The organism is Streptomyces sp. NPDC033180, from assembly GCF_055577645.1.
In genome coordinates, this window is record NZ_JBVIPU010000016.1 from 79,628 (window position 1) to 94,344 (window position 14,717).

11 protein-coding genes and 1 tRNA gene are annotated in these 14,717 nt (G+C 70.7%); 5 read left to right on the forward strand and 7 right to left on the reverse strand.

Going from position 1 to position 14,717, the window contains the following annotated elements:
* Positions 1 to 98 precede the first annotated feature (98 nt).
* Complete coding sequence (locus ACZ5WE_RS31955) at positions 99 to 1,319, forward strand: glycosyltransferase (protein WP_467695250.1); 1,221 nt, start codon at positions 99 to 101, stop codon at positions 1,317 to 1,319.
* A gap of 188 nt (positions 1,320 to 1,507) precedes the next feature.
* Here the strand turns inward: ACZ5WE_RS31955 and ACZ5WE_RS31960 are convergent, their stop codons facing one another.
* The 6 genes from ACZ5WE_RS31960 to ACZ5WE_RS31985 all read right to left on the reverse strand — a co-directional run bounded on the left by ACZ5WE_RS31960 (position 1,508) and on the right by ACZ5WE_RS31985 (position 11,275).
* Positions 1,508 to 2,194, reverse strand: coding sequence for a 4'-phosphopantetheinyl transferase family protein (locus ACZ5WE_RS31960; protein ID WP_467695248.1), 687 nt, complete (start codon positions 2,192 to 2,194; stop codon positions 1,508 to 1,510).
* Positions 2,191 to 3,144 (reverse strand): metallophosphoesterase family protein, encoded by a 954-nt coding sequence (locus tag ACZ5WE_RS31965; protein ID WP_467695246.1) that lies wholly within the window; start codon positions 3,142 to 3,144, stop codon positions 2,191 to 2,193. The genes ACZ5WE_RS31960 and ACZ5WE_RS31965 overlap by 4 nt, the downstream gene beginning before the upstream one ends.
* Positions 3,125 to 6,151, reverse strand: a complete 3,027-nt coding sequence (locus tag ACZ5WE_RS31970; protein ID WP_467695244.1) for a helix-turn-helix transcriptional regulator — start codon at positions 6,149 to 6,151, stop codon at positions 3,125 to 3,127. Before ACZ5WE_RS31970 ends, ACZ5WE_RS31965 begins: the two co-directional genes overlap by 20 nt.
* 297 nt (positions 6,152 to 6,448) lie before the next feature.
* Positions 6,449 to 9,307, reverse strand: a complete 2,859-nt coding sequence (locus tag ACZ5WE_RS31975; RefSeq protein WP_467695242.1) for a helix-turn-helix transcriptional regulator — start codon at positions 9,305 to 9,307, stop codon at positions 6,449 to 6,451.
* 120 nt (positions 9,308 to 9,427) lie between these two features.
* Complete coding sequence (locus ACZ5WE_RS31980; protein ID WP_467695240.1) at positions 9,428 to 10,174, reverse strand: thioesterase II family protein; 747 nt, start codon at positions 10,172 to 10,174, stop codon at positions 9,428 to 9,430.
* Between the two features lie 426 nt (positions 10,175 to 10,600).
* Positions 10,601 to 11,275 (reverse strand): response regulator, encoded by a 675-nt coding sequence (locus tag ACZ5WE_RS31985; protein WP_467695238.1) that lies wholly within the window; start codon positions 11,273 to 11,275, stop codon positions 10,601 to 10,603.
* Between the two features lie 289 nt (positions 11,276 to 11,564).
* Here ACZ5WE_RS31985 and ACZ5WE_RS31990 point away from each other — a divergent pair, with 289 nt between their 5' ends.
* Genes ACZ5WE_RS31990 through ACZ5WE_RS32000 form a run of 3 tightly spaced genes read left to right on the forward strand, consistent with a single transcriptional unit; the run spans position 11,565 to position 13,233 of the window.
* Positions 11,565 to 11,849, forward strand: a complete 285-nt coding sequence (locus ACZ5WE_RS31990; protein ID WP_467695236.1) for a hypothetical protein — start codon at positions 11,565 to 11,567, stop codon at positions 11,847 to 11,849.
* Positions 11,846 to 12,028, forward strand: a complete 183-nt coding sequence (locus ACZ5WE_RS31995; RefSeq protein WP_467695234.1) for a hypothetical protein — start codon at positions 11,846 to 11,848, stop codon at positions 12,026 to 12,028. The genes ACZ5WE_RS31990 and ACZ5WE_RS31995 overlap by 4 nt, the downstream gene beginning before the upstream one ends.
* Positions 12,029 to 12,075: 47 nt before the next feature.
* On the forward strand, positions 12,076 to 13,233 hold the full coding sequence (locus ACZ5WE_RS32000; protein ID WP_467695232.1) for a sensor histidine kinase: 1,158 nt from the start codon (positions 12,076 to 12,078) through the stop codon (positions 13,231 to 13,233).
* 18 nt (positions 13,234 to 13,251) lie between these two features.
* On the opposite strand, the gene ACZ5WE_RS32005 is transcribed toward ACZ5WE_RS32000, so the two are convergent.
* A tRNA-Thr gene (locus ACZ5WE_RS32005) sits at positions 13,252 to 13,325 on the reverse strand.
* A gap of 202 nt (positions 13,326 to 13,527) precedes the next feature.
* On the opposite strand from ACZ5WE_RS32005, the gene ACZ5WE_RS32010 reads away from it, so the two are divergent.
* The gene (locus tag ACZ5WE_RS32010) at positions 13,528 to 14,664 is read left to right on the forward strand and encodes an ABC transporter ATP-binding protein (RefSeq protein ID WP_467695230.1); all 1,137 of its coding nucleotides are present in this window, start codon (positions 13,528 to 13,530) and stop codon (positions 14,662 to 14,664) included.
* Positions 14,665 to 14,717: the final 53 nt, after the last annotated feature.

Consider the following 14,717-nt stretch of genomic DNA (forward strand, 5'->3'; position numbering starts at 1 on the left):
GGCGGGTAGGGGTTGTCGCCGCCTCTCGCCGGCCGGAAATATTCACTCCAGGAAATTGGGCCGGCACGGCACACACTGAACCTCAGGGAGATCTGGAAATGCGAGTTTTCTGTACGGTGACCGGAACCCAGGGGCATGCCAATGAGGTGCTGCCGCTGGCGCGGGCGCTGGCCGAGGCGGGCCACGAGGTACTCGCCACGGTGCCCGAGCATCTCGTCCCCGTATTCGAGGGAACGCCGGTCACCGTACGGCCCGTCATGCCGGGCATTCCGGAGATCATGCACTCCATATTCTCCCTGCGGGACCGCTTCACGGAGAGCAATCCCGGCGAGGAGATCGTCGTCGACAACAGGCTGCAGATGATCCTGTGGGGCGGCGGACCGCATATCACGACCACCTTCGAGCGGATCATTCCGATCGCCCGGGAATGGAATCCCGATCTGGTGTTGCGGGACGGTGGCGAATTGACCGGCGTACTGGTCGCAGAAGCGCTCGGTATTCCGCACGTCTCCTGCCCTTCCGGGCCGACGAATGTCACCGATCCCGAAGGTCTGCTGCCTTTCCTGAACGAGCGGCGCGCGGAAGTCGGCCTCCCGCCCCGTACGGAGCCGTGGTCGGTCTACCCCTACGGCCGCATCGACTGCGTCCCCGGGACGTTCTCCTTCACCCGGTACCCGGCGCCGGAGGCGTTCGCCTACCAGCAGCCCGCGGCGCTGCACGGCACGCGCGGCCTGCCCGCCGAGCTGGCCGAACTGCCGGGCGACCGCCCGCTGGTGGTGGCGTCGGTGGGCAGCGCGCTGCCCACGGTGATGGGCATGAAGGAGCAGGGCGTCGAACCGCCCGAGGGCATGCTCCACCCCTCCGAGACGCTGCGGGCCATCATCGAGGGGCTCTCCGCACTCGACTGCTACGCGGTCGTGGGCACCGCGGGCTTCCCCGTCGACGGCGTCACGGTGGGCGACAACGTGATCGTGACGGACTGGCTGCCCCAGCAGCAACTCCTGGAGTGCGCCCAGCTGTTCGTGACGCACGGCGGGTACAACAGCGTGCGTGAGGCCATCCGGCAGGGTGTGCCGATGGTGTCGCTGCCGCAGTTCGGCGACCATCTGCACAACTCCGAGCGGCTGGCGGAGCTCGGCCTCGGCGCCCACGTCACGGACGTGACGGCCGAGGGTGTCGCCCTGGCCTGCAAGCAGGTGCTCGGCGACGACCGGATCAAGGCGGGCATGCGCAGCGCCCACCGGCAGATGCTCGGCCTTGCCGGCATCGGCGAGGTCGTCGCCCACCTCGAATCGCTCGTCGCCACAGCCACCGCGTGACTGTGACTGGGACTCCGACTGTGACTGTGACTGTGACTGTGACCAGGATCTGACCTCACGACAGGTCCACCTGAGCCCGCTGCCGGCCCCCCGTCCGGCAGCGTCCGGCGGGCGCCGGTTCCGATCGACCATCGGAGCCGGCGCCCGTCCCTTCTGGCGTTCCGGTCTCTTGTCGCGTGCCGCCGTGCCTAAGGCCGGGCAGGCCGCTGAGTCTCCAGCGCGATCGCGGTGACGAGCAGCCCGTCCCGGGCGAGCCAGCGTCCGGTGAACCCCGTCAGCGGAGCCCCGTCCGGCAGCCGCCCCGGGCGCAGGATCCGCGCCGAGAACATCCCGGACGTCCCGTCGGTATCGCTGAAGGTGATCTCCGCGTCGTCGAAGTCGATCTCCCGCCGGGTGAGCGGGAACCAGGTCTTGTAGACGCACTCCTTGGCGCTGAACAGCAAGCGGTCCCGGTGCACGCCGCTGGCTGGCCCCGGCGCGCGCACCCACGCGGCCTCGCGCGGCAGTGCGATCGCCCCCAGCACCCCGTCGGGGAGCGGCCCGTCGGGCTCCGCGTCGATCCCGACGGCCAGGACGTCGTCGCCCCTGGCCAGCGCCGCGGCGCGATAGCCCGCACAGTGCGTCATGCTGCCCACCACGCCCCGCGGCCACTGCGGCACGTTGCGCACCCCCGGCAGCACCGGTGCGGGCGGCAGCCCCAGACCGGCGAGCGCCCGCCGCGCGCAGGCCCGTACGGTCGCGAACTCCGCGCGCCGCCCGGCCACCGAGGACGCGACGAGGGCCGCCTCCTGCGGAAACAGGGCGGCCTCCGGCCGCTCTCCGTCCTCGAAGGCCTCGGCGCAGACGACCGTCCCCGGCAGCAACCCGCCGATCATGCCCGCGCCTTCAGTCGGTCGGCGGCGCCCTCCTGGGCCCCGGGTTCCGGTGTGAACGGAGCGATCCGGCGCAGCAGCCCGCGCGGGTGGCCGCGTTTGCGCCACTCGCGCGGGTAGCCGATGGAGACCTCCTCGAAGCGGACTCCGTCGTACCAGGTGGTGCGCGGGATGTGCAGATGCCCGTAGACGACCGCGGCGGTGTTGAAGCGTGTGTGCCAGTCGGCGGTCAGCTCGGTCCCGCACCACTGGGCGAACTCCGGGTGCCACAGGACGTCCGTGGGTTGGCGCACCAGCGGGAAGTGGTTCACGAGTACGAGGGGCAGCTCCGGGTCGTGCGCCGCCAGTCGGCGTTCGGTCTCGGCCACGCGCGCCCGGCACCACGCGGCCCGGCCGGGGTAGGGGTCTGGATGGAGCAGGAACTCGTCCGTGCACACCACGCCCGCCTCGTAGGCGAGCGCCAGCGACTCCTCCTCTGTCGTCGCGCCGGGTACCCGGAAGGTGTAGTCGTAGAGCACGAAGAGCGGGGCGACGGCGACGGGCCCGCCCGGGCCGTCCCAGACCGGGTAGGGGTCCTCCGGCGTGACCACGCCGAGGCTTCTGCAGAGTTCCACCAGATGCCGGTAGCGGGCTTCGCCGCGCAACTGGACCGGGTCCTCGCGCGGCGTCCACAGCTCGTGGTTGCCCGGCGCCCAGATCACCTTGGCGAACCGGTCGGCCAGCATGCGCAGTGCCCGCTCGATGTCCTGCGTCAGTTCGGCGACGTCTCCGGCCACGATCAGCCAGTCGTCGTCGCCCTCCGGGCGCAGCGACTCGGTGATGGGCCAGTTGTCGGCCATCCCGACATGCAGGTCGCTCACCGCGAGGAGCTGCCGTCCGGCGCCACTGGCCGGAGCGGGGTCGTGGGCGGGGGCGGGTTCGTGGGCGGGGAGTTCAGGCGCAGTCGGCGACATCGAATTCCAAACTGGTCGGCAGGTCCTGTCGGCGCCTGATGTTGATTTTCCGGTAGACCCGGGTGAGGTGCTGCTCCACCGTGCTGACGGTGATGAAGAGCTTGCTGGAGATCTCGCGGTTGGTGTGGCCGAGCGCGGCCAGCCTGGCGACCCGGCGCTCGGCCTCCGTGAGTGCCTCCTCCGCGCGGACGCCGGTCCCGGTGGTGGGCTCCGGCCTGTCGGGCAGGGGTTCGGGCTCGGCGGGGGCGACTCGGTCCGCGGTGGGGGCGACGCGGGCCGCGGCGGGCTGGGGCGCCCGGAACAGTTCGTACGCGCCGCAGAGGTCGGCCACCTGGCCCGCCTGCCGGACCAGCCCGCGCCCCTTGGCGGGTTCGCCCAGCCGCTTGTAGGCGTGGCCGAGGTCGGTCATGGCCAGGGCCATGGTGTAGGAGTCACCGACGTCGCGAAGCAGTCGTACGGCCTCTTCCAGCAGTGCCGGCCGGTGCGGGAGGGGGCGGGTTGCCGCCAGCACCCGCAGAGCGGCCCCCCGGGTGCGCAGGTGTTCGGGATGCGTGCGGGACAGCTCGTCGTCGACCAGGGCCGCGGCCCGCTCGGGGTGCTTCAGCTTGAGCCAGGTCTGCGCCGCGCCGGTGCGCCACGGCGTCAGGGTGGGTGAGTCCATGCCCCAGGCCGTCATGAGTTCGCCGCACCGCAGGAAGTCGGCGAGAGCGGCATGATGACGCCCGGTCCGCAGCTGCAGCCCACCCCGTGCGTGGAGGTAGGAGAGTCCGTAGCGGGTCCGGAACATCGCGTCGGGTATGGGCCGTTCGAGCAGTTCCGCCGCCGCCTCGTGATGCCCCATGCGCGTGCGGGCCTCCACCAGCGCGGACAGGGGCAGGCCGATGCCGACGCCCCAGCCGTGCGTCGGCAGCCGCGCCAGTGCCGACTCGGCTCGCTCCACCGCCGCGGTGAGGTTGCCCTGCCGCAGGAAGATGTGCGCCCGGATCGCCATGAGCAGGGCCGGGGCACGCCCGCTGCGGGCCTGCCCGAACAGCCGGTCGCACCAGCGGGCCGATGTGGTGAGCAGATCGCTGAGGATGAGGGCGGCAAGCGCCGCCAGCAACGTCTCGACGGTGGCCTCGGTGAGGACGGTGGACCGCAGCGTCTGCTCGGCGTCCGCCACCGCCGTCGCCTCCGCCCGCAGCCCCAGGACGGAGTTCAGAGCGCTGAACGCCCGCACCGGCGCACTGACTTTGGCAGCCGGGGAGGGTGTGGTCGTGGCGGGTGCGGTCGTGACGGGTGCGGTCGACGCGGACTCGGCCGCCACGGGCTCGGTCGCCGTGGATACGGTCGCAGTAGTGGTGGGAGCCTCGGTGGTGGGAGCCTCGGTGGTGGACGCCTTGGAGGTGGACGCCTTGGAGGTGGACGCCTTGGAGGTGGACGCCTTGGAGGTGGCCGTCCCTAGCTCCGGCCACTGTTCGTCGTACGGGGCCCGGTCGTTCTCCGTGAGGGCGCCCGGGCAGGTGCCGGCCACCTGCAGCCGGGCGGCCGTGACCTCGTCGTCCAGGCGCGGTGCGTGCGTCTCGGCGGCCGTCGTGCTCGCCGCCCGCAGGGCAGCGGTCGCCTCGTCCACGTACCCGTACCACATCAACTTGGGCACCAGCCGCAGGGTGTGACCCACCGTCAGCTGACCGCCGCGGGCCGGCAGGGCCAGTGACTGGACCTGTTGGGCGGCGGTCGCCGGCTGATGACGCCAGTTGAGCTCGGCCAGCTGGGCCCTGATGGACAACCGGGTCGGCTCGTCGCGGCAGCAGCGCTCGGCCATCTGCAGGCACCGCATCGCGAAGTCCGCCTCACCGTCGGCCGACGTCCGGCGGGCGGCCTCCTGGAGGACCTGCCACACCCATGCCTCATCCGCCGGCCCTCGCAGGTCCTGGTCCAGCAGCTGGACCGCGACCCGCACGGGGTCCGCACCGCGCTGGTGCAGCACCTTGGCCGCGCAGTAGCGCAGCTGCGCCGCCTCCTCGGCCGGCAGGTCCTCCAGTACGGCCTGCGCCATCGCCTCATGGCGGAACTGCCGGCCATGCAGGATGCCCGCCTCCTCCAGAGCGGTCGCGGCCTGTCGGATCGTCCGGTCCTCGACGCTGAGCAGAAGACTCACGTTGGGCGAGGTCGACGGCTCCCTGAGCAGCGCGAGACCGCGTGCGACGTTGAGGGCGTGGTGACCGCTGCGCTGGACACAGCGCAGCACGGCCTGCCGGAAGAGGTCACCGGCCCGGGGCGTCCCGTCACCCCGGTCTGCGGCCGGCAGCAGGAGCTGGTCCGCGGCGAGCGCCTCGAGCAGCATGGGACTGCCACCCGTCGCACGGTGGAAGTCCGGGGCGAGGCGGCCGGCATCGGCGGAGGGCAGCCGGTCGGCGAGCAGGTGGCCGACGCCCTCGACACCGAGCGGGCCGAGCGGCACGCGCAGCACGCGGCCGGGCTCCGGCAACGCGTCGGCGGAGAAGAGCGCCCCGGTCGCCGCGGGCCCTTCCGTCACCACCACGGACAGCCCGGTCAGACCGGAGTGCCGCAGCAGGTACCGCAGGACCTGGCGGGACTGGACGTCCGCGAACTGGATGTCGTCGACGGTGATCAGCACCTGCCCCGCGGCGGCCGGTGCGCCGAGCCTGCGCGTCAGTTCCCGCAGGACCCGCAGGGGCACCTGGGAGACGGGGGCCGGGGGCTCGGTGGCTCCGGAACGGCCGGGGGCCGCCCGGTGCGCCGGCTCGGGCTCGCCCGGCATGCCCTGCTGGAGCTGTTCCAGGACCGCGTACGGCAGGCCCTGTTCCGTGGGCGCCGCCACGGCGCTCACGACGGTGATCCGGTTCGCCGCCGCGAAGTCAGCGAGCGCGTGCAGGAGTTCACTCTTGCCGATGCCGGCCGCGCCGCTGATGACCGCGAGGCGGGGACAGGGTCTCGCCGCTCTTGAGTCCATCCCGAGAAACTCGCGGAGCCGCGCCGTTTCCTCGCCCCGATGCACCATCATGGCCACGTGTCCTTCCCCTCCGTCGCACGCGAGGGGCGATGAGGTACGGACACACCGGCGGTCGACCGGTCATGCCCGCACTTCGTGCTTCCCCGTTGCGATGTGCGCCGCGCCGGTCGTGACCGCTGTCCCGGCCGAGGCCGGGACACGACTGCCGCTGCGCTTCCCCGTTGCGTTCCCCGCGGTGCGGGGGTACTGCCCCCGACTGCTCCGCGGCGGTCCGGCGGAGCGGGGGTGACCGGAGCATCATCTCCGGTCAGGACACCGGAAAGGTGTCCAGGTCATGTACAGATTCGGTTAGCTGCGACGGCCGGTTCCACAGGACGTCACCTCCATCGGAACCAGGTCGGCGACTGTTTGCCTGCCGTTCAGCGCGAACTGGGCGTTGCTGCCGCCCACCAGCCGGGTCGGCAGCTCGCGCCGCCGGTTGACCTTCAACTTCCGGTATATGCGCGTCAGATGCTGCTCCACCGTGCTCACGGTGACATACAGCCTGGCCGCGATCTCCCGGTTCGTGTTGCCGTGGGCTGCCAGCACGGCGACCCGGCTCTCCGCCTCGGTCAGCGAGGCCGTGTTCTGCGGCAGCACCGGCTCATGACGCGGCGTCTCCAGATCGGGTTCCGCGCCGCCCGGTATCAGCTGACGGCAGAGCGGTTCGGCGCCGCAGGACTTGGCCACATGCCACGCCTTGCGTACGAGCATCCGGGCCCGGTTGACATCGTCCATCACCCGGTGGAGCCGCCCCAGATCGCCGAGGCACAGGGCCAGTTGAAGCCGGTCTCCGCCGTTCTCCAGTAGCTCCACCGCCTCCTGGAGCTGCTGGAGGCCGCGGCGGCCGTCGCCGGTCGCGCCGACCAGCCGCAGAGCGGTACCGCGCGCCCGGCCGGGGCTGCGCAGCAGCTGCTGCTCGGCCAGGCTCCGGGCCTTCTCGGGGTGGCCGAGGGCCAGCCAGGTCTCCGCCGCGTCGAGCCGCCACGGCACCAGCTCGGGAGCGTCCACACCCCACTCCTCGAGGGCCTCGCCGCAGGCCAGGAAGTCCCCCAGAGCGGCGTGGTGGCGGCCGGTGGCCAGGTTCCACCGGCCCCTGGCGCGTGCGTAGTGCAGGCCGGGCAGGGTGTGCAGGAACACCTCGGGCACGGTCTGGCCGAGCAGGCTCTCCGCCTCGTCGAACTGCCCCATGCCCGTGTGCGCCTGGATCAGCGTGGCGAGCGGGAAGGAGCGGGCCAGGGACCAGCTTCGCGGCCCCAGCTGCCGCAGCGCCGCTTCGGCGCGCGCCTTCGCCCCGGGCAGGTCGCCCTGGCGCAGGGCTATCTCGGCCCGTACGGAGGTGAACATGGCCTGCCACGGCGGGGCATGGTGGTCCGCGGACTCGTTGAGCAGCCGCTCGCACCAGGGGATGGCGAGATCCAGCCGGTCGGCGTAAACGAGCGCCCAGAGGGCGAGGACCAGGGGCTGTACGTAGCCGTCGTCGAGCCGGTAGCGCTGCAGGACCCGGGTGGCCTCGGAGACCGCGTCCTCGCGCCGGCTGTCCGACAGGGCGGCCGACACCGCGGACGAGGCGTGCAGATGGGCGATCTCCGCGTCTCCGGCGAGCGTGTCGGCGGGGCCGGGGCGCATCGGCTCCTCACCGCCCGGCTCCATGCCCAGCGAGGGACTGAGCACGGTCAGCCAGCGGCGGGCGGCGGTCAGGGCCGTCCGTTCCTCGCGCCCGGACCAGCCGTCGTCCCCCTCGAGGGCCTCCAGCACCTCCCTCGCCTCGTGCAGCCGACCCGACCAGGCCAGATACGACAGGGAGACCACGAGGTCGCCGGGCGAGAGCCGGGCCGCCCTCGCGTCCAGCAGGAGCGTCGAAGCCTTGATGTCGACGGCCGCCGGATCGGTGCGCCAGGCGACGCCGGCCAGCTTGACGGTGAGCGAGGCGCGCACGCGGTCGTCCCGGCAGGATTCCCTGGCGAGGGCGAGGCAGCGGCGGGCGAAGTCCTTGTCGCCGTCCGCCAGCGCGTACTCGGCGGCCTCCTGGAGCACCGGAACCGTCCAGAGGTCCGCCGTGTCCCGGGCCACGACGAGGTGGTGGGCGATGTCGTTCGCGGCTGAGCCGTCCTGGTGCAGGAGTTCGGCGGCGCGGGTGTGCAGTCGCGAGAGGCGGTCGGCCGGCATGGCGTCCCGCACGACCGACGCGACCTGTTCGTCGCGGAAGCGGCCCTCGCTCAGGAGCCCGCACTGCCCGAGGTCGGCGACGGCCTGCTCGACAGCCCTGAGGTGGAGGCCGAGCAGGCGGCTGAGCAGCCCCGGTCCGGTGTGCGGCCCAAGGACGGCGATGCCCCGCGCGATCTCCGTCGGTTCGGGGCCGCACCGGTGCAGGCAGTCGATCACGGCCTGCGCGTAGTTGTCGCCCCGTTCGAGCGGCTGGTACGGGTCGCCCGCCTCGGTGGCGGTGAGGCGGTCCTCGACCAGTGCCCGGAGCAGGAGCGGGCTGCCGCCGGTGATGTCCTGCAGTTCCGGGGCGAGGCGCGCGGCCGTCGAGGGGGAGAAATGTTCGCTCAGGAGTCCCACGGTGCCGATCGGCGACAGCAACTTCAGCCGCAGCAAGGTGCAGTGCGGCAGATGCGCGAGTTCCGTGTGAAATCCACGCTTGCTCGATTCGAGTCGGGCGGGTTCGGTCAGCACGACCAGCATCCGGACGTGGCGAATGCGGCGGGTCAGATAGAGCAGAAACCGAAGAGATGCCTGATCGCTGTCATGAACATCATCAACCGCGATCACCACCAGGTCGCTCTTCGCCAAGTCGAGGAGAGCCGCACTCAGTTGGGGCATGGCCAGCATCTGGTCGTGAACCGATGACTCGTCCCCGGACGCTCCGTCGATCAGCCGGGCCACTTCGGCGTGGACCGCCGAGGTCAGCGGCGCGCTCGCGAAGATCCTGCCGAGGAGACCGAACGGCCGGGCACGCTCGGCGGGGACCCCCGCCGCATCCAGCAGGATGGCGCCTTCCGCCAATGCCTGGTCGGCGCAATTCATCAATAGCGCTGATTTCCCGCTGGCGACCGCACCGCTGAGCAGTGCGACCTGTCCTCGCCCCTCGCCCGCGCTTTCCAGGAGCTCTCTCAGCAGGCCCCGCTGATTTTCCCGCTCGACATAGTGTGCCTCCAAGAACATATTTCTCCCCCGAGCCGCCGGGGCTTTCGCGGTGAAACGGAAAGCCCGACGGTGAATATTATGTCAGTGAATGCGAACCGCAAAAACACCCTCGCGCGCCGGTCGTGCAGACGAAGGGTTCTAGAGCAGGCAACCCGAAACGATTCTGCCGACCCGCTCCTGGTGGTCGGTCAGGAAGAAGTGGCCGCCGGCGAAGGTGTGCAGTTCGAAGTCGCCACTGGTGTGCTGCCGCCACGCGGCGGCTTCCTCCGCACTCGTCCGTACGTCGGTGTCGCCCGTGAGCACGGTGATCGGCGCCCGCACCGTGGCGCCCGGTTCGACCCGGTACGTCTCGACGGCGGTGTAGTCGCCGCGGATGGCGGGCATCGCCATCCGGAGGAACTCCTCGTCGGCCAAGATGCGGGCGTCAGTGCCACTGAGCAGGCGCATCTCGTCGATGATGCCGTCGTCGTCGCGCTTGTGGACTGTCTCGTCACGGTGCGCGGAGGGCGCGCGCCGCCCCGAGGCGACGATCCTTCGCGGAGTGAACCCCGGGTCCCGCTCCAGCCGTCGCGCCACCTCGAAGGCGAGCGTCGCCCCCATGCTGTGGCCGAAGAGGACGGTGGGCAGGTCGAGCCCCGGCTCGAGGGCCGACGCGATCTCGTCGGCGAGCGCTCCCAAATCCGTGATGCAGGGTTCGGACCGACGATCTTGGCGTCCCGGGTATTGCACCGCGAGAACGTCCGCATCGGCAGCGATCATCCGGGTCATGGGAAAGTAAAATGATGCCGAGCCACCCGCGTGAGGAAAGCAGATGAGGCGGGTTCGGGCCTGCGGGGCGGCCCGGAACCGTATCAACCAGGGCGTGTTGGTTAGCGTTTCAATCATTGGCTGCCGTTCCGCCTTCAATTAGGAGCTCGGTGCGACGTACCCGCCGGAAGCAGCAATAGTAGACAGCTTGATCAAAGTAGGGGGTACCCCTATTTAGGGGCTGCGCGGCCGCGTCGAGGGGTTGCGGCGCCCGGCATTGGGGGCGGCGCAGGGGTTCGACGGCACAAAAGCCGAGTTCCACGAGGGATGCGCCCCCGTCGGGCGACATCAAGGCGGCGCGGACGTGATTTACGCCATGCCCACCCCTGCGGGCCCCCAAACCTCAAATAAACCTCAAAAAGTAGGGGTTCGACGCTCCGCCCGCCTTCCCATGACAGGCAGAACGAGGTCCGGGGCAACGACCCGCGGGTGCCCCACCGCCACGAGCGGCGGCCCGGCAGGGAGCCTTCGCCCGCCGGACACGCCCCTCCCGTGGCGGGCGGCTCAGGGGTGCGCCAGCCCCTGCTGATAGGCGTAGCGCACGGCATCGGCCCGGTTGCGTGCGTTGATCTTGGCGAACGCGTTGTTGATGTGCGTCTTGACCGTCGCCTCCTCGATGAAGAGCGTCGAGGCGATCTCCCCGTTGCTCAGCCCCTGGGCGATCAGCTTGAGCACATCGACCTCGCGGCCGGTCAGGCCGTCGGGATTGACCCGGCGCCGGACCGGGGCCGGTGCGGGCGAGGGCTGTTGGGCCCGACTCGGGGCGGCACCGGGCACGCTGAGCGCGGCGGCCAGCCGGCGGGTCACCGCCGGATCGAAGGTGGACTGGCCGTGGGCGGAGCTGCGGATGGCCACCGCGATCTGCTCCTGATTGGCGTCCTTCGTCAGATAGCCGCACGCCCCGGCATTCAGCGCGTCGACGAGGGACTCGTCGTCGGCGAACGTCGACAGCACCAACACGGCCACGTCCGGGTGTTCCGAGAGAATCCTCCGGGTGGCCTCCGCCCCGCCCATGCCCGGCATGCGCAAGTCCATGAGCACCACCTGGGGCGAGGTCTCACCGGCCAGCCGCACCGCCTGAGCGCCGTCGGCCGCGCCTCCCACCACCTCGATGTCATCCATCAGATCGAGCAGTGACATCAGACCTTCACGAACGATCTGCTGATCGTCCACGACCATGACGCGAATCCGCACCGATCCGGGCTCAGCATCCACGCCGGCGACCCCCCACACACACCTCTTGCGGTCCGAGCGCGGCCGCCGAACCAGGCGTCCCCCGCTCTCCTTCGGCGACCCAACCTACCCGCAATCCCCGGGCCGGCCAGGCACGGTGTGTGACCGCGGATGCGCAACCGGCCAGGCGGGGAAGGGCGCAAGCGAGGATCTGCGCCCTGATCTCCACCACAGGGTGGACCCGCGGAAAGGCCCCTCGTTCCTACCCTCTGGGCATGCCCCGGAAGGAACGCACATGAGCCTGGCCCTGGACCTCGATACGGTCATGACCATCCTGTTGATCCGCTTCGCCCTGATCGTCGCCGCCGTCTCGGTGCTCGTGGTCATCGCCTTCGTGATCCTGATCGTCCTCAAGCGCGGCGGCCAACTCGCCGCCGTCAGAAGGCGGGTGGAGGGCGCCGTGAGGTCTCAGCTCCGGGACCGACGGGCCGCGGGACTACCCGCCGACCGTGCGGCGCCGGGGCGCCGAGGGGTTCTCTGGGCCCTGGACCGCCTCACCGGAGGCGGCGGCCGGCCATGAGCTGGACGGTTCGGGCGGGGCAGCCGGCCATGTCCGTTCAGGCAGATGGCGAGGAGGCGGGAGACATCCTCTTCGCGGTCCTGCTGGACCGGCTGTGGAAGATGGGCATCGTGGTGGCAGCGGTTATTCTCGTACTGACCGCCATGATCATCATCTATCGGAGAACGGGCCCCAAATAGGCTTGCCCATACCGCCCGGGGTCATCGCACGACATCGTTGGAGCAAGGTGAACAAGGCATCCGCACGCGGCAGTTGGCGCCTCGTGGACCGGCTGGCGCCTGCCTGGCTCGTGGTGCAGTTCTTCGGGACGGCCGTGCTCGTCGTGGCCATGGTCACGGCGAGGGAGGACACGCTCTGGGTCTGGGGCGTGTACGCGGCGAGTCTGCTGTGCTGGACCCTGTTCATGGTCCTGCATCCCGTCCGGCCCGAGGCGGCCAGTGCCATGCTGGCGGCGAGCGCGCTGCTGCCGGCGCTGGTCGTGGGGTACTCCGACGACGCGACCGCGGTGATCATGCTGTGCGTACTCCTCGGCAGATTCACCTCGATGATCGCCTCCTCGGCGCGCATGCTCACGGTCGTGACGTGCGCGTGCGTGGTGGCCATCTGGCTGAGTTGCGCGCTCGCCGGGCAGCCGCTCACGTATGTACTCGGCTACACCCTGCTCGCCCTAGTGCTGACGCTGTTCGGCCTCAACCGGCGCCAGTACGAGGGCCGCGCCAAACAGGCCGAGCAACTGCTGGCGCAGAACCAGCTGATCCAGCAGGAGCAGGCGCGGGCCGCCGCGCTGGGTGAACGCAGCAGGATCGCACGGGAGATGCACGATGTACTCGCGCACTCCCTGGGTGCGCTGAGCGTCCAGCTCAAGGTCGCCACCGCGCTGATAGAGAAGGGCGACGCGGCCGGGGCGCTGACCCGGGTGCGCCGGTCCAACCGGCTGGCGGACGAGGGCCTGGTCGAGGCGCGCAACGCGGTGGCGGCCCTGCGGGGGGACGTGCCCTCACTCCCCGAGGCGCTCAAGAGCCTCGCCGTGCAACACCGTTCGAACCACCTCAGCGAGGTCCACGTGGACATCCTGGGCGACCTGCGGCCGATCTCACCCGCGGCCACGGTCTCGCTGGTGCAGACGGCACGCGAGGCGTTGACCAACGCCGCCAAGCACGCCCCCCGCGAGACAGTCGGGGTGACGGTGGAGTACCGCGCGGACGGACTGCGGCTCACCGTCGAGAACGCCACGCCGACGTCGAGCCTCCCCGACCCGGACCACGCCCCCGGCTACGGCCTCACGGGCATGCGCGAACGCCTGGCCCTCGTCGGCGGCTCACTCGTCGCCCACCGCCTGGAGGGCGACACGCGGTGGGCGGTGACCGCCGAGGTACCCGAGTGAAACGGTGCCGGACGCAAGAGCCCCCTGTCGGATTCGAACCGACGACCTACGCATTACAAGTGCGTTGCTCTGGCCATCTGAGCTAAGGAGGCATGCACTGACGTGCCCGAGCAGTGTAACCAACACCGACGGTGCCCCTGTCGAAAATTTCCTCGAAGGTCGCGGGCGCAGGACTACTGACAGACCCGTCCCCCCCGGGGTACCGTCCGAGCAGTTCGCTCAGGTGGACTACACCACTCCTCTCTTTACAACGGATCGTCCGGCACGTTCCTGCCGGTGAAGGGGGCCCTCACCATGGCCACTGTTTCGTTCGACAAGGCGACCCGCATCTACCCGGGTGGCGACAAGCCCGCCGTCGACCAGCTCGAGCTCGACGTCGCGGACGGCGAGTTCCTCGTCCTCGTCGGTCCCTCCGGCTGCGGAAAGTCCACCTCCCTGCGCATGCTCGCGGGCCTGGAGGACGTGAACGCCGGCGCCATCCGCATCGGTGACCGCGACGTCACGCACCTGCCGCCCAAGGACCGGGACATCGCCATGGTGTTCCAGAACTACGCGCTCTACCCGCACATGACGGTCGCCGACAACATGGGCTTCGCCCTGAAGATCGCGGGCGTCAACAAGGCCGAGATCCGCCAGAAGGTCGAGGACGCGGCGAAGATCCTCGACCTCACGGACTACCTGGCCCGCAAGCCGAAGGCGCTCTCCGGTGGTCAGCGCCAGCGTGTCGCCATGGGTCGCGCCATCGTGCGTGAGCCCCAGGTCTTCCTCATGGACGAGCCGCTGTCGAACCTCGACGCCAAGCTCCGCGTGAGCACCCGTACGCAGATCGCGAGCCTGCAGCGCCGCCTCGGCATCACCACCGTCTACGTCACCCACGACCAGGTCGAGGCCATGACCATGGGCGACCGCGTGGCCGTGCTGAAGGACGGTCTGCTCCAGCAGGTCGACTCGCCGCGCAACATGTACGACCGCCCGGTCAACCTCTTCGTCGCGGGCTTCATCGGCTCCCCCGCCATGAACCTCGTCGAGGTCCCGATCACCGACGGCGGCGTGAAGTTCGGCAACTCCGTCGTGCCGGTCAACCGCGAGGCGCTGTCCGCCGCCGCCGACAAGGGCGACCGCACGGTCACCGTCGGCGTCCGCCCGGAGCACTTCGACATCGTCGAGCAGGACGGCGCCACGGCGAAGTCCCTCTCGAAGGAGACCGAGGACGCCCCCGCGGGCCTCGCCGTATCCGTGAACGTCGTCGAGGAGCTCGGCGCCGACGGCTATGTCTACGGCTCCGCGGAGGTCGGCGGCGAGCACAAGGACCTCGTGGTCCGTGTGAACGGCCGCCGGGTCCCGGAGAAGGGCACGCAGCTGCACGTCGTACCCCGTCCGGGCGAGATCCACGTGTTCTCGACGTCGACGGGCGAGCGCCTCACCGACTGACGATCCCGCTCACCAGCAAGGACAGGGCCCCGCACTCCGGTGCGGGGCCCTGC